This window comes from Flagellimonas eckloniae, assembly GCF_001413955.1.
Classification (GTDB): Bacteria; Bacteroidota; Bacteroidia; order Flavobacteriales; family Flavobacteriaceae; genus Flagellimonas; species Flagellimonas eckloniae.
Genome location: NZ_LCTZ01000002.1, coordinates 1,635,743 through 1,655,290, shown reverse-complemented (window position 1 = coordinate 1,655,290; position 19,548 = coordinate 1,635,743). Strand labels below are relative to the sequence as shown.

Below are 19,548 nucleotides of genomic sequence, written 5' to 3'. Positions count from 1 at the left end.
GATTTCTCACTTTGACTTCGACTGCGCTCAGTCTAACAGTTCGAAATGACATCATTGTTTTAATTCATTTATAAATTCAGTTGCATGCTTTCCGGGATTATCGGTTTTCATGAAATTCTCCCCAATAAGAAAACCTTGGTAGCCATATTGCTTTAAATCTTTAATCGCTTCAATAGAACTTATGCCACTTTCCGAGACTTTTACAAATTCATCTGGAATCAATTCTGATAGACTTTTACTGGTTTCCAAACTCACCTCAAAAGTTTTTAGGTTCCTGTTGTTTACGCCCAACATATCCAAACTTGGCATGATGGATTTACGCAGTTCCTCTTCATTATGTACTTCCAAAAGCACATCCAATTCCAAACTTTTAGCTGTTTCTGATAGATTTTTGATTTCATCCTTGTTCAAAATGGCAGCTATCAGAAGAATTACATCAGCTCCATGAGCCCTAGCTTCCAAAATTTGGTACTCGTCAATGATAAACTCTTTTCGCAACAGCGGCATTTTTACGGATGCTCTAGCCAGCAACAAATCATCCAAGGAACCTCCAAAATATTTGCCATCGGTTAAAACGGACATTCCGCAAACTCCCGCTTCTTCATATCCCTTGGCAACATCTTGAACATTCAAACTTTGATTGATGACTGATTTGGAGGGAGAACGCCGCTTGTGTTCTGCTATAATTCCTGAGTTGCTATTTCTTAATGAAGTGGCCAAAGAAACCGTATCTCGATTGTAAAGAACAGCCAGCTCCAACTGCGAAACTGGAATCAATGCCTTTTTTAAATCGACCTCTTTACGTTTATCGGCTACTATTTTATCTAAAATATTCATAGTATTATGTCATTTCGAATGAAGTGAGAAATCTAAAACTTCTCGGCTACACTCGATACGGTCTTAGTTTTTACTTAATTCCTGTAATTTCTTTAATGCTCCCAATCCTTTTTTGCTTAGGAGCGATTCTTTTGCTTTTTCAAAACCTTGTTTTGGTGTTGTGTCTTGAACGGTTGCAATGGCAATTCCAGCATTGGCACAAACCACATTATTCTGTGCTTCTGTACCCTTACCATTTAAAATATCCAGAAATATTTGGGCGGATTGCGCTACATCTTCTCCTCCAACAATCTCTTCTTGCAAAATGCTTTCTACTCCAAAATCTGCCGGAGTCAACATGCCTTCAGAATCTTTTGAGATGGTTTTTGTTGCACCCGTTAAAGAGATTTCGTCATAGCCATCCAAAGCATGAAGCACGGTGAAATTTTTATCCGTGTTTTGATAGAGGTATCCATACATTCTAGCGAGCTCCAAATTGAAAACACCTACCATTTGATTCTTTGGAAAGGCTGGATTTACCATAGGCCCCAACATATTGAAAAAAGTTTTCACAGCTAGTTCCCTGCGAATTGGAGCCACATTTTTCATGGCTGGGTGGAATAATGGGGCATGCAAGACACATATTCCTGCTTCATCAATGGATTTTTTAAGAAAATCTGCTTCATTACTGAACTTAATACCTAAAAACTCCATGACATTGCTGCTGCCGCATTTAGAAGAAACACCGTAATTGCCATGTTTGGTCACTTTTATGCCGGCTCCGGCAGTTACAAATGATGCCAATGTAGAAATGTTGAAGGTATCCTTACCATCACCTCCGGTACCACACAAATCAATTGGGTTGTATTCAGATAAATCTACGGCCAAACAAAGTTCTAAAAGCGCATCTCTAAAACCTTCCAGTTCTTCAATGGTGATGCTACGCATCATATAAACTGTCAGAAAAGCTGCAATCTGAGATGTATTGTAATCCCCTTTGGCAATGTTGACCAAGATTTGCTTGGCGTCTGCTTTTGCCAAGATTTCGTGGTTGATGAGTCTATTGAGAGTCTCTTTCATATTTATTGGATATGAGATATTAGTATTTAGATTTGAGCAAATTTTTTGATGAGAGTGTAAATCATTTTTTGAATTTCATCACTTAGGATTGAAACCTCATCAAGTTCATTCTTATGAATAAGCTCTAATCTTTTTGATATTTCTAGTTGTGTATTTAATTCATTCAAAGAACCATTGGCAATTCCAAGAAAATTTCTGAACTCTTTTTTAGAATTTCTTCCCGCTCCTTCTGTAATATTTGAAGCGATTGAAACAGCACTTCTTCTGATTTGGTTCGTCAGGCCATACTTCTCTTCATCAGGAAAACAAGAGGTCATTTTATAAACCAATTCTGTTAACGCTATTGATTTTTGCCACACAATAAGTTCTTTGTAATTATTCATTATCTAAAATCTATTGTCTAATATCTATACTCTATTTAACCAATTTTTTAGCATTTTTTTTCCTTCTGGTGTCAAAACAGATTCTGGATGAAACTGAACCGCCGTAACATCATACGTTTTATGTTTTAAGGACATTATCTGTCCGTTCTCATCTACTGAGGTTGCTTCTAAACTTTCTGGTAAATCCGGATGGACAACCCAAGAATGGTATCTTCCCACTTGAATCGTATCTGGCATACCTTCAAATATGACGTCTTTTTTTGTGATTGTAATATTCGTTGCAATTCCATGATACACCTGATCAAGATTTACCAGTTTTCCACCAAAAACCTCCCCAATGGCTTGTTGACCCAAACAGACCCCAAGAATCCGTTTTGTGGGCGCATAGGTTTTGATAATTTCTTTTAGTAATCCCGCTTCATCCGGAATTCCAGGACCGGGAGACAGGACAATTTCGTCAAAAGCTTCAACCTCCTTCAAGCTTAATTGATCATTACGCTTTACAGTGACATCACAATCCAAATCCTCCAGATAGTGCACTAAATTATATGTGAAACTATCGTAATTGTCAATCATTAAAATCTTTCTTCCCATGCTTAGATTGTTTCCGCTATTTCCAATGCTTTGGTCAAAGCACCTAGTTTGTTATAGGTTTCTTGTAATTCCATTTCGGGGTCAGATGCAGCCACAAGACCTGCTCCTGCTTGGTAATGTAATTCATGGTTTTTGCTCAAAAACGTTCTTATCATAATGGCATGGTTGAAATTGCCATGGAAATCCATAAATCCAATGGCTCCGCCATAATAAGCACGACTCGTCTTTTCATACTTTTCAATGAGTTGCATGGCCATGTGCTTGGGTGCACCACTCAAGGTGCCGGCCGGGAAGGTATCTGCAACAACTTTCATAGTGGAAATATCCTTCTTTTTTTGCCCGGTTACCTTGGATACCAAGTGAATTACATGGGAGAAGTATTGTACCTCTCTATAGGTTTCAACATTTACGGTATTTCCATTTCTGCTGAGGTCGTTTCGGGCCAGATCAACCAGCATTACATGTTCGCTGTTCTCCTTATCATCCTGGGCCAATTTTTTTGCCAATTCTGCATCTTGTTCATCATTTCCTGTTCTTTTGTATGTACCGGCAATGGGATGGATTTCTGCTTTTCCTTCTTTTACAATGAGTTGTGCTTCTGGTGAGCTTCCAAAAATCTTAAAATCCCCATAGTCAAAATAGAAGAGGTACGGTGATGGATTTATGGAGCGAAGCGCCCTGTACACATTAAACTCATCACCTTTAAAGGCTTGTGAGAATCTTCGGGATAGAACCAATTGAAACACATCTCCACGTTGACAGTGTTTTTTCGCCAATTCCACATGCGTTTTGTATTCTTCATCTTCCAAGTTGGATTTTGGTTCCCCTTCTTTTGAAAAATTATAGGATGCAAAGTTTCTTACATTGAACAATTGTGCTATCTCATCAACATTACTTTCACTTTCAAAACAATGGGCAAAGAGATATGCCTCATTTTTAAAATGGTTTATGGCAATGATGTTCTGATATACCGCATAATAGATATCTGGTATTTGAATGGAGTTTTCTTTGGGTGAAATTTCTACGTCTTCAAAATAGCGTACGGCATCATATGACATATATCCAAAAAGACCATTGTTTATAAATTTAAAACCATTGCTGGAAACCGAAAACTTCTTACTAAAATCATGGATGACCTCGGTTACATCTGTTGTGGGCGAAATTGGAAATTCCTCCGTTGAACCATCTGGATAGGTTTGGGTAATAACTTCATTTTGAACCTTTATGGAAGCAATGGGGTTGCAACAGATATAGGAAAAACTATTATCGTTGGCATGATAGTCACTACTTTCCAATAAGATACTGTTGGGAAACTTATCCCGTATCTTAAGATAAACACTGACCGGGGTAATGGTATCGGCCAAGATTTTCTTGTAGTGTGTGTCTAGTTTATAAGTCATTTCAAAATAGTGATAAATTAAAAAAGGCCTGTCGTGATGACAAGCCTCTATATGATTACAATGGGGGACTAGTTCACGACATTCGACGTAAAATATTCCACCACCAAGTTTTAACTGTTCCTAAATTCATTGCTTCAAAGATAAAAAGGAAATTGTAACAAACAAACTTTGATTTGTAAAATTAAAAATCCCGTTCACAAAACTTGAACGGGATTCCTAAACACTAACCTAGGTTTGATTATAGTTGTAAATCAACTACCAAATCAAATTCGTCATAGATTAACTTGTCCTTTGCGGTTCCTATTATACCCGACTTATAGGTTACATCATATTTCGTGCGATCCACTTTTAATGTTGCGGTTGCTTTGCTACCATCAATGGAAACATCAAAAGTTATTGGTTTTGTAATTCCCTTTATGGTAAGGTTCCCAGTTACCTCATAAGTGTTGTCCTCGCCAGCTCTAACTTTTGTAAAGGATAAACTCGCATTGGGGTTGGATGCCGTGGCAAAAAAGTCATCGGAATTTAAATGGCCGTCCAGTTTTTGCTTGTATTCTCCCTCTAAATCAGTTGTGTTGATTGTGGTCATGTCCACCACAAACTCACCTCCTGTAAGTTCTTCTCCATCAAATTCCAAACTACCTGATTTCAAGGCAATGGTACCGGTGTGTGAACCTCCTACCTTGTAGGCTTTCCATGTTACGGTGCTTTCATCAGTTTTTACTTCTTTTTTTTCGCCATCAATTGGATTGGCAGTAGCAGTTAGTCCAAAAACTGCTGTCAACGCTAAACTTAAAATTGTCTTTTTCATGATTGTGTTTAAATTTCTGTTTTTAATTAATTGTTATTGTATAAGTGTAAATAATTCTTCTTTAGATTTTCTGACCTTTGCATAATTTTGGGTTGCATCCTCATCAGAGCGATAACCAATTGTCAATACAACTGCTGTATTCAGGTTTTTTTCCGTAAGCCCAAGAATCTCGTTGTACGCTTCGTTTTCAATTCCCTCCATGGGACATGTATCGATTTTTAATTCCGCAGCTGCCTGCATCACATTACCCAAAGCAATATATGCTTGTCTCGCCGTCCATACAGATTTGGTCTCAGGTGAAAGTTCCAATAATTTGGATTTCATGAAATCCCCATAAGCTTTTAAACCATCTGCTGGAATATTTCTAGTGCTGCTGACATTTTGTAGATATTCATCCACCAATTCCTCTCCAAAATCAGTTGTATTTGCAAATACTATCACATGTGAAGCATCTGTAAGTTGGGATTGCCCCCATGAAACTGGCTTCAACTTTTCTTTTGTTTCCTGGTCGGAAATCACAAATATATGGTAGGGCTGCAGTCCATATGATGATGCACTTAATCGAGTTGCCTCTAACAACAACTCCAAATTTTCCTCCGATACTTTTTTGGTGTTGTCGAATTTCTTTGTGGCGTATCGCCAAGTTCTATTTTCTATGATGTTGTTCATTTTAAAATTTATCTAATAATTCATTTAATTTATCCAATTCGCTTTCAGAAAGGTCTTTTACAATTTTTTGTTCTGCTTCATATACTGCTTTGTCCATTTCAAGTAACGCTTCCATTCCGTTTTCGGTAATAAAGATTTCTACTTTTCTTCTATTGGATTCGCATACACATCTGCTTACATAACCTTTATTCAACAATTTATCTACCAATCTTGTCGTATTGCTCATTTTCGTCACCATACGCTCATTTAATGTGGAGAGATTGGCAGGTTTACCTTTTTGGCCCCTCAAAATTCTAAGCACGTTAAACTGCGGAAGAGAGACTTCATGAGGTTTTAAGGCAGAGGCTATAACTTCCTTAATTTTATTGCTGACCAATTCAATATGAATAATGGTCTTTGTTTCCAAGCTTAATTTTTTTGCCCTTTTAATTACCTCTTCGACATTCATGTCTAAACAATATTTGTATATACAAATGTATAATATATACTCTTCTAATTTTTTTATTTAAGAGATAAAATTTTGTTAAAAAGAGTTTTTGGACTTTTTTTATAGGTCTTGGTTAAACCTTATTGTATATTAAGTATCAAATATTTACAGGTATACACAATAAAGAAAAAATGGAGTTGCAAGAATTATTTCATTTATATAAAAGGGCAGGATTTGGAATCTCATTGAAAAAAGCCAAAGAAAAGTCATCCAAAAAAAGGGAAGATATCATAAAGGATTTGTTTCAATCTTCAAAGAAAACTACTCTATTAGAAGTGTCGGTAGATGAAATTAAAGACCTCGTAAAGAAGAGCTCCGGTAAAATTTCCAAGGAAACCCGAGATGAAATACGCAAACTGAGTCGACAGAAGCTACTTGATTTTAATAGAGAATGGATATACAGAATGGCGGATACCAATGAGCAGCTAAGAGAGCGGATGACCCTATTCTGGGCAAACCATTTTGTTGTTCGTGGTCGCAATATTGTTTACTACCAATCCTTTAATAATACACTCCGTAAGCATGCTTTGGGGAATTTTAGGGATTTTGTGGTGGCCGTTGCCAAAGGGGCCTCTATGCTCAATTATCTTAACAACCAGCAAAATCTAAAAAAGAAACCCAATGAGAATTTTGCCCGTGAGCTCATGGAACTCTTTACATTAGGTGAAGGGCAGTATTCCGAAAAAGATATAAAGGAAGCCGCAAGAGCTTTTACAGGGTGGAGGCATAACTTTAAAGGTGACTTTGCATTTAGGGAAAAGATTCATGACTTTGAAAGCAAAACTTTTATGGGCAAAACTGGGAATTTTGATGGAGAAGATATCGTAGATATTATTTTGGAACAGCCCCAATGCGCCTATTTTATTTCAAAAAAAATATACACCTATTTCGTAAGTCATGAAGTGAATGAAGACCATGTCGAAGAAATGGCGGACATCTTTCGAGTGAACTATGACATATCCGAAGTAATGCGCCACGTCTTTATGTCCAAGTGGTTTTATGATAAAAGTATAATGGGAACCAAAATAAAATCGCCTACTGATGTATTGGTGGGAATGATGCGGATTGTTCCGTATAAATTCAAAAAAACCAGGGAACTGGTCTATGTGCAAAAGCTTTTGGGACAAGATCTATTGAATCCACCCAATGTAGCTGGGTGGTCTGGAGGTAAAAAATGGATAGATTCCAATACAATGATGGTTCGTCTTAAGTTACCGTCCGTTTTGTTGAGCGATGGTATTATTTCTTTTGATGTAAAAGGAGAATTTGAGGATAGTCTAACAGAATTCAATAAAAAGAAAAATGTAGGTAGGAGACTGGATGTGGAAAGCGATTGGAACTTTTTTGAAAATGAGTATAAAAAATCATCCCATGCAGAACTGGCATCCGTTGTTCTAGGAGCTAATTTACAGGAAGAAGCCAAGTCTTTTATGGATAGCCTTGAAAAAGAGAGCAAAGCGGAATATTGTATACAGCTAATGTCAATACCAGAATTTCAACTGTGTTAAATTACACAACATGAAGAGAAGAACATTTATAAAAAGAAGTGGTTTGGCGAGCAGTGTGCTCTTTGTTCCAAACTTTTTGAAGGCCCATAACGAACTATGGCCCGTTACTCTTGGTAACAAGAAACTGGTTATTATTCAATTGTCTGGGGGTAACGACGGTTTAAACACCATTGTACCCTACACCAATGATGTATATTATAAAAATAGAGTCTCAATTGCCCAGAAAAAACAGGACTTACTTCTGGTAGATGGTGAAGTGGGATTTCATTCGGCATTGTCCAACTTTAAAAATCTTTTTGATGATGGATTTGTCACCATTATGAACAATGTGGGATATCCCAATCCAGTAAGATCACACTTTAGATCTACAGATATATGGCAGACCGCATCCGCTTCAAACGAAATTCTAAAAACAGGATGGGTGGGGCGATACCTTGATGGTGTCGCAAAAGACCCTGTTGGCGCAATAGAAGTGGACGATATGCTTTCGACCCTAATGAAAGGCAAAAAAATAAACGGGATAGCCACAAAAAATGCAAGATTGCTATACAATACTACCAAAGAACCCTACTTTGCAAAGGTTCTTGAAAACTCCAAGGACAAGCATTTGAGCGAACACAACCTTGGGTATCTCTATAAAACTGCCATAGACGCCAAGTCTTCGGCGGCCTATATTTTCGAAAAGACCAAAGTTTATAAGAGTTTATGGGAGTACCCCAAAAATTCTTTTGGAAAACAATTAAAAACGGTTTCTGAGTTTATAAATTCTGGTCTCAAAACACAGATTTATTATACGTCCCTTGGTGGATTCGATACGCATGCAAATCAAGTAAATTCGCAAAAGAAATTGTTGGGGACCTATTCCGATGCAATAGCTGCATTTGTAAACGATTTGAAAAATGCAGGCACCTTCAAGGATACTATTATCCTTACGTTCTCAGAATTTGGAAGGCGCGTAAAACAGAATGCAGCCAATGGTACCGATCATGGCGCTGCAAATGCAGTATTCTTAATGGGAGAAAACCTTAAAAATCCAGGAATGTTCAATAAACCCTCTTCACTTCTGGATTTAGATAGTAACGGAGATATTAAATATGAAATTGATTTCAGACAAATTTATACTTCGCTATTAAAAAAATGGTTGCATACAGATACCGAAGCTATCATCTCTGGCAATTTTGAACCCTTGGATTTAGTATAAAAAAAGTAATCCGTAGTAAAGAGCAATAAATTTTTGTTAAAAACAAAAATGAGTGTTTACACATTGATTATTTTTAGTACTTAAAATATATACCATGCCACGTTTTATCCTAATTGTTTCATTATCAATTTTTTTAATGGTGGGTTGTGGTTCAAAAGAAAAAAAAGCCACAGAAGAAGATACGGCGGTATTGGCAGAAAGTGCTATTGGTTCTGAAAGTCCTGAAGTAAGTTTTCCAGTATACAATTTTGAAGGTTTTGAATCCTTGCTTCACAAGGATGATGACAAAACCTATATTGTTAATTTTTGGGCAACCTGGTGCAAGCCGTGCATAGAAGAACTTCCTTATTTTGAACAAGTGGGCGCAGAACAAAAAGACAACAATGTTGAGGTTATTCTAGTGAGTTTGGATATGCCTTCCATGTGGAAGTCAAGATTGGAACCTTTTGTTGAGAAGAAAGGCCTAAAATCCAAAGTGGTTATTCTTGATGACCCTAAGCAGAATGATTGGATTCCTAAAGTTGCGGAAGAATGGGGTGGCGGAATTCCAGCAACCTTAATTTATAATAAAGATTCCCGAGGCTTTTACGAACAAGGATTTACTTACGAAGAATTAAATACAGAATTGAATAAATTTTTAAAATAAACAAGATGAAAACACTTAAAATTATTGGTTTGCTTGCATTGGTGCTCTCAATGGGTGCTTTTTCAGAAAAAACGGTCGTTGAGGATGCCGGATATGGCATAGGGGATATAGCTACGGATTTCTCTTTGAAAAATATTGATGGTTCCATGGTTTCGCTTTCAGATTATAAGGATGCCAAAGGTTTTTTGGTCATTTTTACCTGTAACACATGTCCATATGCAGTGGCTTATGAGGATAGGATTATTGGTCTTGATAAAAAATACAAGAAGCTAGGGGTTCCTGTAATCGCAATCAATCCGAACAATCCATCCGCAAAACCTGGAGACAGTTTTGAGGCTATGAAGAAAAGGGCATCTGAAAAGGGATTCACCTTCCCCTATTTATTGGATGAGGGACAGAAGGTTTATCCACAGTACGGTGCTACCCGAACTCCCCATATTTATTTATTGGAAAAGACCGCATCCGGGAATGTTGTAAAATACATAGGAGCAATTGATGATAACTACCAGGATGCATCTAAAGTTGAGGAAAAATTTGTTGAAAATGCAGTGGATGCAATGCTTGCTGGAAAAGAAATCAAATTAGCAACTACCAAGGCAATAGGTTGCACTATCAAAGTCTAATTAAAAGAATAAACTAATAAAAATCCGGGGTAATGCTCCGGATTTTTATTTTTGCAGAACTTAAACTTTTAAAAATGTCAGATTTATCACAAGAAGAATGGGAAAGTCAACTGGAAGGTGACACTAATGCTTTTATTTTGGATGTTCGTACTCCAGATGAAATAGAAGAAGGATATATTCCAGGAGCTACCAATATTGATATTTACTTGGGTCAAGAGTTTCTTAATGAAATTGAAAAGTTGGACAAGTCCAAGAATTACTACGTATACTGCAGATCAGGGAATAGAAGCGGGCAGGCCTGCGCCATTATGAACAGCGTGGGTATTGAAAATGCGTACAACCTTGAAGGGGGCTTTATGAACTGGGAAGGCGAAGTGGCCGAATAGGTTATGGGCGTAGAAGAAATCATCAATGAACTAAGCCGGAATCCAAAGGTTTTTAATGAAATGTTGGAGAATTTATCTTCAGATTTGATTATCTGGAAATCAAAACCAACGGATTGGTGCATTCTTGAAATTGTTTGCCATTTGGTTGACGAGGAAAAAGAAGATTTTAGGACAAGGGTAAAGCATAGTCTTGAGACCCCAGCCAAACCGTTGATTCCGATTCACCCACAGAACTGGCCTGCGGAAAGGGGTTATTTGGAGCAGGACTTTGGAGTTGCACTTAAACAATTTACAACAGAAAGAAATGATTCTATTCTATGGCTGAGAAAATTGATTAATCCTTTATGGGATAGTGCAATAGACCATCCCGAGTTGGGGAAGATTTCAGCACTCTCATTTCTTACCAATTGGCTAGCCCATGATTATCACCATATTCGTCAAATAAATGCTATAAAACACAGTTACTTAAAACATAATTCCAGTGATGGTCTAACCTATGCCGGAAAATGGTGATCATTTTCCTATTTTAGCTGAATGAGGGAAGACCTACTCCATTTTATTTGGAGGTGCGGCAAGCTTCAAGGAAAACCACTCACCACAACAACCTCCCAAAAAATAGTTATTAAAAGTCCAGGTGCGCTAAACCGTAAAGCGGGTCCAGATTTCTTTAATGCTTTGGTTGAGGTTGAGGGTCAGCTTTGGGCGGGCAATGTGGAAATGCACCTTAAATCTTCAGATTGGTACGTACATCATCATGAGATAGATGATAACTATACTAACGTAATACTGCATGTTGTCTGGGAAGATGACATAGAGGTATTTAGAAAAGACAACACCATAATTCCAACACTAGAATTAAAAGAGTATGTTTCGCCAGAACTCTTAAAAAAGTATAATGGATTATTTAAGCATGCCAAGTCAAGTTTTATAAATTGTGAAAAGGATTTTAAGTCCTTCGATTCTTTTTTGGTTGAAAATTGGCTACTTCGATTATATATTGAAAGGTTGGAACAGAAGTCTGGTCTCATCTTTGAATTGTTGAAAAAATCAAACAATGATTGGGAAGGTGTTCTTTTCACCATGTTGACGAAGAATTTTGGTTCAAAAGTAAATGGAGCGTTCTTTTTAGATAAAGCCTTGCAGTTAGATTTTTCAATAATCCGCAAAACTGCTTCCGACTTAACTCAATTGGAGAGTTTATTGTTTGGGTATTTTGGATTACTTGAAAGCGAAGAATGTAAAGATCAATACTACCTTCAACTTAGAAAAGAATATGGTTATCTAAGTAAAAAATTTGAATTGAAATCCACCAGAAACAAACCTGAGTTCTTTGGTCTTCGGCCTGCTAATTTCCCTACCATTAGGATATCCCAATTGGCTAATTTATACGCAAAAGAGCAGAATCTATTTACTAGTTTAATGGTTGTGACTGAGCTTGAAGACATTTATACAATTTTTGAAACAAAGACCAGTCCATATTGGGATGATCATTTTACCTTTGGAAAGATTTCCAAAAGAAGTAAAAAGAAGATGTCCAGGGCCTTTATGGATTTATTGATTATCAATACCATTGTTCCCATCAAATTTTGTTATGCCAAACATCTTGGACAAGATTGGAACGATGATATAATTTTGATGATAACGCAGATAAAAAAAGAGGCAAATTCTATTGTCAATGGTTTTGAAACACTTGGGTCTACAACTAAAAATGCTATGGAAAGCCAAGCCAAAATACAGTTGTATACTAATTATTGCTCAAAAAATAAATGTCTTCAATGTGCTTTGGGTACACATTTATTGAATAGAAATACATAATTTTAAATATGAGTTTGTTCTACAATACACTCTATTATTTTCAAAAAAGGGGATTCGAGGTCTGCGGGCGCATTGCCGAAAGGTTGGGGATACGTGCCAGGGTTGTACGTACAACCTTTATATATTTAACTTTTGCTACCCTGGGCTTTGGTTTTGCCCTATACCTTTTTATTGCATTTTGGTTAAAGATCAAAGATTTGGTCTACACCAAAAGAACTTCAGTATTTGACCTTTAATTATGATAAGACTTTTACGATCAAAAATAGTATGGGCAATAAGTTTAATGTTGTTGGTACTCTTATTTGGTGTAATAGGATATAAATTTATTTCAGGCTTTACATGGATTGAGGCCATCTATATGACCATTATTACGGTTACTACAGTTGGGTTTTCTGAAGTAAGACCACTGGACCCAAGTGCTAAAATTTTTACCGTATTTTTAATTGTTACAAGTGTTTTTATTTTTGGTTTCGCCTTATCGGTAATAACAGAATATTTATTAGGAAGAAATTCACTTCAAATACTAAAAAAGAAAAGAGTGAAAAACAAAATCAAAAGCTTAACAAATCATGTAGTGGTTTGTGGATATGGAAGAAATGGACAACAAGCTGCGGAAAAATTGAAGGCGTACAATAAATCGTTTGTAGTTATTGAAAAGAGCAAAGAAGTGATTGAACGCTACGAGGACGAGGTGCTTTTTGTTGAAGGCGATGTTAATGAAGATGAAGTTCTTATTGAGGCAGGTGTTGAAAAAGCACAATATTTGATAGCCGCTGTCCCAGATGATGCCGTAAATCTATTTATAGTCCTTTCTGCCAGGCAACTAAATAGCAAACTTTTTATAATTAGCCGGGCGTCTCAAATAACCAGCCAGAAAAAACTTGAATTTGCGGGTGCAAACAAAGTAATCATGCCTGATAAAATAGGTGGTGACTATATGGCCTCTTTGGTGGTAATGCCAGATTTGGTAACCTTTATTAATAAATTATCTGTTGAAGGTGAAAATACGACCAATTTGGAGGAAGTGGAGATAGAAGACTTTACGGATCAAATGGATTGTAATTCATTAAGGGATTTAGATTTAAGACAGAAAACGGGTTGTACCATAATAGGTTATATAGAGCCAGATGGAAATTATATAATTAATCCTGAAGCAGATTTGGTATTGCAACCTAAGGGAAAAGTGATTGTTTTGGGCAGACCTGAGCAGATTAAAAAACTTAACCAAATGTTCCAGATAGGTTAGATTTATAACTTTTAAATTTGATTGCGTTGAATTTTTTTAGGATATTGTCCGCTATACATCAAATTAAAACAACCAAATAACATATTATGAAGTATAGACTTCTTGCGATTTTCTCAATGTTGATTCCTATATTCTCTTTTTCCCAAGAAACTACTGAAGTAGGTTTAGATGAAAAAATTGATCAAGCTTTTGCTCCTGTTTCCGATTTTTTTAACACAGTAATTTTCTTTGAAATTTTCGGAACTCCCTTCGTTTTGATTTTGTTGGTAGGAAGTGCTTTGTTCTTTACAATTTATTTTGGTTTTCCCAATATTAGACATTTTGGAACTGCAATAAATGTTGTACGGGGTAAATATGATGAGCTTGAATCACCTGAGGGACATGGAGTGGAAAAAGCGGAAGTAAATATTGTTGATGGCGATTTGCCGGATACTATTAGAGACGAGAGTCAGGAAGGTGAGGTAAGCCACTTTCAAGCTTTGGCCACAGCGGTTTCCGGAACTGTTGGAAATGGAAATATTGCAGGTGTAGCCCTGGCCATTGCATTAGGTGGACCCGGCGCCACTTTTTGGATGATAATTTGTGGATTGATAGGGATGTCAACCAAGTTCGTGGAATGTACTTTAGGGGTGCAATATAGAGATGTAGGAGAAGATGGTACTGTTTATGGCGGACCAATGTACTATATAAGTAAAGGACTTAAGGAAAAAGGTTTTGCAACACTTGGCAAAATTGCGGCAGCATTATTTGCAATTTTCTGTATAGGAGGATCTTTTGGAGGTGGAAATGCGGCCCAGTCCAACCAAGCTACTATTGTTGTAAAAGAACTTTTTGGGTGGGAAAGCACCATGGCAGGTACCATTATTGGTTTGGTCTTGGCGATATTGGTAGGTATCATAATCATAGGTGGAATTAAGAGAATCGCATCTGTTACAGAAAAAGTTGTTCCGTTTATGGCAGTTCTGTACATTGTTGCCTGTCTCTATATTATATTTAGCAACTTTCCTTTGATTGATGATGCTTTTTCATTGATTATAACCGAAGCATTTAAGCCGACTGCAATTGGCGTTGGTAGTTTAATAGGTGTTTTGCTAGTTGGTTTTAGGCGTGCTGCGTTTTCTAACGAAGCAGGGGCAGGTTCGGCTTCCATTGCGCACTCTGCCGTTAAAACAAAATATTCCGCATCTGAAGGTTTAGTGGCCCTTTTAGAGCCATTTATTGATACTGTGGTTATTTGTACAATGACTGCGTTGGTAATTGTGATATTTAATTTTGGAGGTGTATTTGAATATGGTGGTGATGGCTCCGGAGTTGTACTGATTGATGGAATGGCGTATGAAGGTGCCGGAATTACTTCAAAGGCATTTGCAGAATATATTCCATATTCCAATGTCTTTTTGACCATAGCCGTAGTTCTATTTGCGGTATCAACTATGATTTCATGGTCCTATTATGGCCTTCAGTCCTGGAAATTTTTATTCGGACGTGGCAAGAGGGCTGACTTGGTCTATAAATTACTTTTCTTAACCTTCGTAATTATTGGTGCTGCGGCAAGTATGGGGTCAATATGGGCATTTTCCGATGCAATGATCTTTGCCATGATATTCCCTAATATGGTAGGGTTATTTTTCTTGTTCCCTGTGGTGAAGAAACAACTGAATAGATATCTAGAGGCAATTAAGGCTTCCAAATAAATAAAGTAATAAAATAATGAAATCCCATTTCAAGTTCAATAAACAAGAACGGAATGGGATTTTCTTTTTACTGCTTCTTATTGTCATCTTACAAGGCCTGTATTTTCTAATTAAGTCGCAACCCAATGATGGCTATGCAAAGTTAAGTGTCAATGCTCAGGAACAAAGCATGGTGGATAGTCTTAAAAATAATATCCTCCAAAAAGATTCCATAAAACTATATCCCTTTAATCCAAATTTTATATCCGATTACAAAGGTTATACATTGGGCATGTCTCCAATGGAATTGGAGCGGTTATTTGTCTTCAGAAAACAAGAAAATTTTGTGAATTCTATAGAAGAGTTTCAAGATGTAACCAAAGTTTCTGATTCACTTTTAAATGTCATTTCTCCCTATTTCAAATTTCCAGAATGGACCCAAAAGAAGAAAACGAGATTTACTAAGAGTATTTCGAACAACAAATCGGAAGAAAAAAAGGCAAAAGAAATCAGGGATTTAAATCTAGCAACAGCTGATGAGTTGAAGACTATAAATGGGATAGGGGATAAACTTTCCGTTCGCATCGTAAAGTTCAGGGATAGATTGGGAGGATTTTTAGTCAACGAACAATTGTACGATGTCTATGGGTTGGATTCCGAAGTGGTTGATAGAACGTTAAAAAAATTCAGCGTAGTCAATGTGCCAAAAATCAAAAAGATTAACGTTAATAAATCAACCGCTTCTGAAATATCAGAACTAGTCTATATTTCGCATTCGGTCGCTATCAAAATATTAGAATATAGGGAGTTAAAAGGAAGAATTAATTCCTTTGATGAGTTGACTTCTATCGAGGGTTTCCCGTCTAATAAACTAGATAGAATAGTCCTATATTTGTCACTTTAAAAAAATAGCCATGAACAGTATGTACTTCACTGAAGAACATCAACTTTTTAGGCATAGCCTAAAAGAATTTTTACAAAAAGAAGTGGTCCCACACATAGAAAAATGGGAAGAAACCGGTACTATAGATCGATTTATTTGGAAAAGATTTGGAGACATGGGCTACTTTGGACTGGCAACGCCAGAAACAGAGGAAGGCCTGGGACTTGATCTTTTTTATACGGTAATTTTACTTGAAGAATTACAAAAGATAAATTCAGGTGGTTTTGCTGCTGCTATTTGGGCGCATGTGTATTTGGCAATGACCCATTTAAATAAGAATGGCAATGAGGCTCAAAAGAAGGCATATCTAATTCCTAGCGTACTCGGTGATAAAATAGGGTGTTTGGGCGTTACTGAGCCTTTTGGCGGAAGTGATGTTGCAGGTATGAGAACCACGGCAACTCGAAAAGGCGATTCGTACATAATTAATGGTTCCAAAACCTTTATAACAAATGGGGTCTATGGAGACTATATCATTTTAGCTGCCAAAACTGACCCAACTGTTGGAAACAAGGGTATAAGTCTATTCATTGTAGACTTGGAAAGTTCTGGTGTTTCTGCTAATAAACTAAATAAATTGGGTTGGCGGGCTTCGGATACCGCAGAATTGGCGTTTGACAATGTTGAGGTTCCCGCTTCAAACTTGATGGGTGAAGAAGGAAAAGGATTTACTTTTATTATGGAAGCTTTCGCATTGGAACGTTTGGTCATGGGTATTAATGCCCATGCAAGGGCAGAATGGGCTTTGGATTATGCAATTCAATATATGTCGGAGAGAGCAGCTTTTGGCAAGTCCATAGATCAATATCAAGCCTTACGCCATCGTTTTGTAGACTTGCACGCCGATATGGATTTGTGCAAACAATATAACTATGCGGTGGTATCTAAAATGGAAAGGGGAGAGTATGTGGTTCGAGAAGCTACTATTTCAAAACTGAAGTCGACCAAGATGGCCGATGAAGTTATTTATAACTGTCTTCAATTTTTAGGAGGTTATGGTTATATGGAAGATTACCCAATGGCCCGTATGTTTCGGGATAGTAGGCTTGGTCCAATAGGAGGTGGGACTTCTGAAATCTTAAAGGAAATCATAGCCAAAATAGTAATTGATAAAAAAGATTACAGACCCCCTAGTAAGTAGGGAATTGAAAAGTGCAGAAAATATTTTAAAATAAATCTTTTCTGCACAGAATACATTTGTATATTTGCAGCCCCGTTCAGTACGGGATATCATTTAAAGAAAGGAGGTTGTAGCCAATGTTAATAATACCAGTAAAAGAAGGAGAAAACATCGATAGAGCTTTAAAGCGTTTCAAGCGTAAGTTTGATAAGACAGGCACTATGCGTCAGTTAAGAAAAAGACAGCAGTTTACCAAACCTTCCGTAAAACGAAGAGCTGAAATTCAAAAAGCTGAATATATACAAGGACTAAGAGACCAAGAAGAAATTTAAGGTTCTTACCATGATATTATAATCCCGTTCCAAATTTATTTGGAACGGGATTTTTTTGTTTATGATTCCGTATTATAGATTTCGGTAACTTTGAATAATGTCCGTAACTGCTTTCATTTCCTATTTAAGGTTGGAGAAAAATTATTCGCAGCATACAATGAATGCGTATGAAAAGGATATTATTGAGTTTTCCAATTTTTGTCTTAGCGATTATAATGAACCATCTATTGATCAGGTAGAGTATACACTGGTGCGAAGTTGGATAGTATGTTTGGTCAATAAAAAAGTATCAAACAGGACAATCAATAGAAAAATATCTTCCTTAAGGGCCTATTATAAATTTCTACAAAAGATAGGTCAAATCAGTGCTTCGCCATTGTCCAAGCATAAAGCCCTAAAGACCAGTAAGAAAATAGAGGTGCCATTTTCGGAAATGGAAATGCAGAAAATCATATCAGAAATTCCATTTAATGATGATTTTGAAGGAGTGAGAGATAGGCTCATTATAGAATTGCTGTATACTACAGGGATGCGAAGAGCTGAATTGGTCAATTTAGAATTAAATGATTTTGATAGCGGAAGAAGTACACTAAAAGTATTGGGAAAAAGAAATAAGGAACGGATTCTTCCACTCATACCCTCAACTACATCGCTACTACAAGAATATCTGAAGCTTCGGTCCAGACAGGAAAAAATCATAGATTCCTCGTACCTATTTTTGACCATGGGAGGTCTTAAAGTTTATGAAACGCTTGTATATCGCACCATAAATAAGTACTTTAGTTTGGTGTCCCCCAAGGTAAAAAAGAGTCCACATATATTGCGGCATACCTTTGCAACACATCTGCTCAACAGGGGGGCGGATTTAAATTCTGTTAAGGAATTATTGGGTCATTCAAGTTTGGCATCAACTCAAGTGTACACGCACAATAGTATAGCCGAGCTTAAGAAAGTACATCAAAAGGCCCACCCCAGGAACAAGGAATAACGAATTTCTTGTATTGTTTAACCTAGCTGCCAAGGGGTAGCATTAAAAACTAAATCTTATGAAAGTAAATGCGCAGTCGGTAAATTTTGTAGCTGATGGAAAACTCATGGAGTTTATCCAAAGACGAATGGATAAATTGGAATTGTTCTATGATAAGGTGATAAGTTCAGATGTCTATTTAAAAGTTGAAAATACCAGTGCGAAAGAAAATAAGATAGTTGAGATTAAACTATTGGTGCCCAGAGATCAGCTCATTGTAAAAAAGCAATGTAAATCTTTTGAAGAAGCAGTTGATTCTGCATGTAGTTCTTTAGAAAGAAAATTAGTAAAAAAGAAAGAAAAATTAAGGGCAAAAGCTTGATTAAAATTTTTGCAAAATTATTTTGATTAAATAAATAAATATATACATTTGCAGTCCGTTAGAAATAGCGGGCTTTTTTTATGTTGAAAAGGCAGTAAAATGCCGATGTAGCTCAGCTGGCTAGAGCAGCTGATTTGTAATCAGCAGGTCGTGGGTTCGAGTCCCTCCATCGGCTCGTAAGTTACTGAAAATAAGGCGGGGAGATACTCAAGCGGCCAACGAGGGCAGACTGTAAATCTGCTGACTATGTCTTCGCAGGTTCGAATCCTGCTCTCCCCACTAAAGCTACTTTTTTAAAAGTAGTTGTAGGATTAGGTTTTTTTGAAATGTTGAAAGTATTTGGGGTAAGACTCAAAAAAATGCGGGAGTAGCTCAGTTGGTAGAGCGTCAGCCTTCCAAGCTGAATGTCGCCGGTTCGAACCCGGTCTCCCGCTCTAAAGTCATCCTGTGAAAACAGGAATCTCTT

Annotated in this window: 23 protein-coding genes and 3 tRNA genes; 18 read left to right on the top strand and 8 right to left on the bottom strand. The window is 36.9% G+C overall.

Annotated elements, in window-relative coordinates; all coding sequences use genetic code 11:
- Positions 1-51: 51 nt before the first annotated feature.
- From trpC to AAY42_RS07050, 8 genes are all read right to left on the bottom strand, one after another.
- Positions 52-837 (bottom strand): indole-3-glycerol phosphate synthase TrpC, encoded by a 786-nt coding sequence (gene trpC, locus AAY42_RS07085; protein WP_055393682.1) that lies wholly within the window; start codon positions 835-837, stop codon positions 52-54.
- Between the two features lie 63 nt (positions 838-900).
- Positions 901-1,896: an anthranilate phosphoribosyltransferase gene (trpD, locus tag AAY42_RS07080; RefSeq protein ID WP_055393680.1), complete on the bottom strand. Its 996-nt coding sequence runs from the start codon at positions 1,894-1,896 to the stop codon at positions 901-903.
- 26 nt (positions 1,897-1,922) lie between these two features.
- Positions 1,923-2,279, bottom strand: coding sequence for a four helix bundle protein (locus tag AAY42_RS07075; RefSeq protein ID WP_055393678.1), 357 nt, complete (start codon positions 2,277-2,279; stop codon positions 1,923-1,925).
- 24 nt (positions 2,280-2,303) lie between these two features.
- The gene (locus tag AAY42_RS07070; RefSeq protein WP_055393676.1) at positions 2,304-2,873 is read right to left on the bottom strand and encodes an anthranilate synthase component II; all 570 of its coding nucleotides are present in this window, start codon (positions 2,871-2,873) and stop codon (positions 2,304-2,306) included.
- Positions 2,874-2,875: 2 nt separating this feature from the next.
- A complete protein-coding gene (locus AAY42_RS07065; protein WP_055393674.1) occupies positions 2,876-4,273 on the bottom strand; it encodes an anthranilate synthase component I family protein in 1,398 nt (465 codons plus the stop codon).
- A gap of 238 nt (positions 4,274-4,511) precedes the next feature.
- A complete protein-coding gene (locus tag AAY42_RS07060; protein WP_055393672.1) occupies positions 4,512-5,084 on the bottom strand; it encodes a YceI family protein in 573 nt (190 codons plus the stop codon).
- A 33-nt stretch (positions 5,085-5,117) separates the two neighbouring features.
- Entirely contained in the window at positions 5,118-5,753 is a 636-nt protein-coding gene (locus AAY42_RS07055; protein ID WP_055393670.1) for an NAD(P)H-dependent oxidoreductase, read from the bottom strand.
- A 1-nt stretch (position 5,754) separates the two neighbouring features.
- Positions 5,755-6,201: a MarR family winged helix-turn-helix transcriptional regulator gene (locus tag AAY42_RS07050; protein ID WP_055393668.1), complete on the bottom strand. Its 447-nt coding sequence runs from the start codon at positions 6,199-6,201 to the stop codon at positions 5,755-5,757.
- Positions 6,202-6,371: 170 nt separating this feature from the next.
- Here AAY42_RS07050 and AAY42_RS07045 point away from each other — a divergent pair, with 170 nt between their 5' ends.
- The 18 genes from AAY42_RS07045 (at position 6,372) to AAY42_RS06960 (ending at position 19,516) form a co-directional block, all read left to right on the top strand.
- Positions 6,372-7,748, top strand: a complete 1,377-nt coding sequence (locus AAY42_RS07045; protein WP_055397759.1) for a DUF1800 domain-containing protein — start codon at positions 6,372-6,374, stop codon at positions 7,746-7,748.
- Positions 7,749-7,758: 10 nt separating this feature from the next.
- Entirely contained in the window at positions 7,759-8,949 is a 1,191-nt protein-coding gene (locus AAY42_RS07040; RefSeq protein WP_055393666.1) for a DUF1501 domain-containing protein, read from the top strand.
- A gap of 94 nt (positions 8,950-9,043) precedes the next feature.
- Positions 9,044-9,595: a TlpA family protein disulfide reductase gene (locus AAY42_RS07035; protein WP_055393664.1), complete on the top strand. Its 552-nt coding sequence runs from the start codon at positions 9,044-9,046 to the stop codon at positions 9,593-9,595.
- A 5-nt stretch (positions 9,596-9,600) separates the two neighbouring features.
- Complete coding sequence (locus tag AAY42_RS07030) at positions 9,601-10,218, top strand: thioredoxin family protein (protein WP_055393662.1); 618 nt, start codon at positions 9,601-9,603, stop codon at positions 10,216-10,218.
- Between the two features lie 74 nt (positions 10,219-10,292).
- Positions 10,293-10,604, top strand: coding sequence for a rhodanese-like domain-containing protein (locus AAY42_RS07025; protein WP_055393660.1), 312 nt, complete (start codon positions 10,293-10,295; stop codon positions 10,602-10,604).
- A gap of 3 nt (positions 10,605-10,607) precedes the next feature.
- Complete coding sequence (locus tag AAY42_RS07020) at positions 10,608-11,117, top strand: DinB family protein (protein WP_055393658.1); 510 nt, start codon at positions 10,608-10,610, stop codon at positions 11,115-11,117.
- A gap of 21 nt (positions 11,118-11,138) precedes the next feature.
- Entirely contained in the window at positions 11,139-12,419 is a 1,281-nt protein-coding gene (locus tag AAY42_RS07015; protein WP_055393656.1) for a DUF2851 family protein, read from the top strand.
- A gap of 8 nt (positions 12,420-12,427) precedes the next feature.
- Entirely contained in the window at positions 12,428-12,655 is a 228-nt protein-coding gene (locus AAY42_RS07010; RefSeq protein WP_055393654.1) for a PspC domain-containing protein, read from the top strand.
- A 2-nt stretch (positions 12,656-12,657) separates the two neighbouring features.
- Positions 12,658-13,665: a potassium channel family protein gene (locus AAY42_RS07005; RefSeq protein ID WP_055393652.1), complete on the top strand. Its 1,008-nt coding sequence runs from the start codon at positions 12,658-12,660 to the stop codon at positions 13,663-13,665.
- 86 nt (positions 13,666-13,751) lie between these two features.
- Positions 13,752-15,359 carry an alanine/glycine:cation symporter family protein gene (locus AAY42_RS07000; RefSeq protein WP_055393650.1) on the top strand — a complete coding sequence of 536 codons (1,608 nt, stop codon included), beginning with the start codon at positions 13,752-13,754 and terminating at the stop codon, positions 15,357-15,359.
- Positions 15,360-15,375: 16 nt separating this feature from the next.
- Entirely contained in the window at positions 15,376-16,242 is an 867-nt protein-coding gene (locus tag AAY42_RS06995) for a ComEA family DNA-binding protein (RefSeq protein ID WP_055393648.1), read from the top strand.
- A gap of 10 nt (positions 16,243-16,252) precedes the next feature.
- Positions 16,253-17,422: an acyl-CoA dehydrogenase family protein gene (locus tag AAY42_RS06990; protein ID WP_055393646.1), complete on the top strand. Its 1,170-nt coding sequence runs from the start codon at positions 16,253-16,255 to the stop codon at positions 17,420-17,422.
- A gap of 116 nt (positions 17,423-17,538) precedes the next feature.
- Entirely contained in the window at positions 17,539-17,733 is a 195-nt protein-coding gene (rpsU, locus tag AAY42_RS06985; RefSeq protein ID WP_055393644.1) for a 30S ribosomal protein S21, read from the top strand.
- 97 nt (positions 17,734-17,830) lie between these two features.
- Positions 17,831-18,721: a tyrosine-type recombinase/integrase gene (locus tag AAY42_RS06980; protein WP_055393642.1), complete on the top strand. Its 891-nt coding sequence runs from the start codon at positions 17,831-17,833 to the stop codon at positions 18,719-18,721.
- A gap of 58 nt (positions 18,722-18,779) precedes the next feature.
- Positions 18,780-19,082, top strand: coding sequence for a ribosome hibernation-promoting factor, HPF/YfiA family (gene hpf / locus AAY42_RS06975; RefSeq protein ID WP_055393640.1), 303 nt, complete (start codon positions 18,780-18,782; stop codon positions 19,080-19,082).
- Between the two features lie 101 nt (positions 19,083-19,183).
- Positions 19,184-19,257: transfer RNA gene (locus AAY42_RS06970), tRNA-Thr, on the top strand.
- Between the two features lie 22 nt (positions 19,258-19,279).
- Positions 19,280-19,361, top strand: a tRNA-Tyr gene (locus AAY42_RS06965).
- 82 nt (positions 19,362-19,443) lie between these two features.
- A tRNA-Gly gene (locus AAY42_RS06960) sits at positions 19,444-19,516 on the top strand.
- The last annotated feature ends 32 nt before the right edge of the window (positions 19,517-19,548 follow it).

Coding starts and splice junctions, on each gene's coding strand:
- trpC (WP_055393682.1), bottom strand. CDS start 837: ATGAATATTTTAGATAAAATAGTAGCCGATAAACGTAAAGAGGTCGAT.
- trpD (WP_055393680.1), bottom strand. CDS start 1,896: ATGAAAGAGACTCTCAATAGACTCATCAACCACGAAATCTTGGCAAAA.
- AAY42_RS07075 (WP_055393678.1), bottom strand. CDS start 2,279: ATGAATAATTACAAAGAACTTATTGTGTGGCAAAAATCAATAGCGTTA.
- AAY42_RS07070 (WP_055393676.1), bottom strand. CDS start 2,873: ATGGGAAGAAAGATTTTAATGATTGACAATTACGATAGTTTCACATAT.
- AAY42_RS07065 (WP_055393674.1), bottom strand. CDS start 4,273: ATGACTTATAAACTAGACACACACTACAAGAAAATCTTGGCCGATACC.
- AAY42_RS07060 (WP_055393672.1), bottom strand. CDS start 5,084: ATGAAAAAGACAATTTTAAGTTTAGCGTTGACAGCAGTTTTTGGACTA.
- AAY42_RS07055 (WP_055393670.1), bottom strand. CDS start 5,753: ATGAACAACATCATAGAAAATAGAACTTGGCGATACGCCACAAAGAAA.
- AAY42_RS07050 (WP_055393668.1), bottom strand. CDS start 6,201: ATGAATGTCGAAGAGGTAATTAAAAGGGCAAAAAAATTAAGCTTGGAA.
- AAY42_RS07045 (WP_055397759.1), top strand. CDS start 6,372: ATGGAGTTGCAAGAATTATTTCATTTATATAAAAGGGCAGGATTTGGA.
- AAY42_RS07040 (WP_055393666.1), top strand. CDS start 7,759: ATGAAGAGAAGAACATTTATAAAAAGAAGTGGTTTGGCGAGCAGTGTG.
- AAY42_RS07035 (WP_055393664.1), top strand. CDS start 9,044: ATGCCACGTTTTATCCTAATTGTTTCATTATCAATTTTTTTAATGGTG.
- AAY42_RS07030 (WP_055393662.1), top strand. CDS start 9,601: ATGAAAACACTTAAAATTATTGGTTTGCTTGCATTGGTGCTCTCAATG.
- AAY42_RS07025 (WP_055393660.1), top strand. CDS start 10,293: ATGTCAGATTTATCACAAGAAGAATGGGAAAGTCAACTGGAAGGTGAC.
- AAY42_RS07020 (WP_055393658.1), top strand. CDS start 10,608: ATGGGCGTAGAAGAAATCATCAATGAACTAAGCCGGAATCCAAAGGTT.
- AAY42_RS07015 (WP_055393656.1), top strand. CDS start 11,139: ATGAGGGAAGACCTACTCCATTTTATTTGGAGGTGCGGCAAGCTTCAA.
- AAY42_RS07010 (WP_055393654.1), top strand. CDS start 12,428: ATGAGTTTGTTCTACAATACACTCTATTATTTTCAAAAAAGGGGATTC.
- AAY42_RS07005 (WP_055393652.1), top strand. CDS start 12,658: ATGATAAGACTTTTACGATCAAAAATAGTATGGGCAATAAGTTTAATG.
- AAY42_RS07000 (WP_055393650.1), top strand. CDS start 13,752: ATGAAGTATAGACTTCTTGCGATTTTCTCAATGTTGATTCCTATATTC.
- AAY42_RS06995 (WP_055393648.1), top strand. CDS start 15,376: ATGAAATCCCATTTCAAGTTCAATAAACAAGAACGGAATGGGATTTTC.
- AAY42_RS06990 (WP_055393646.1), top strand. CDS start 16,253: ATGAACAGTATGTACTTCACTGAAGAACATCAACTTTTTAGGCATAGC.
- rpsU (WP_055393644.1), top strand. CDS start 17,539: ATGTTAATAATACCAGTAAAAGAAGGAGAAAACATCGATAGAGCTTTA.
- AAY42_RS06980 (WP_055393642.1), top strand. CDS start 17,831: ATGTCCGTAACTGCTTTCATTTCCTATTTAAGGTTGGAGAAAAATTAT.
- hpf (WP_055393640.1), top strand. CDS start 18,780: ATGAAAGTAAATGCGCAGTCGGTAAATTTTGTAGCTGATGGAAAACTC.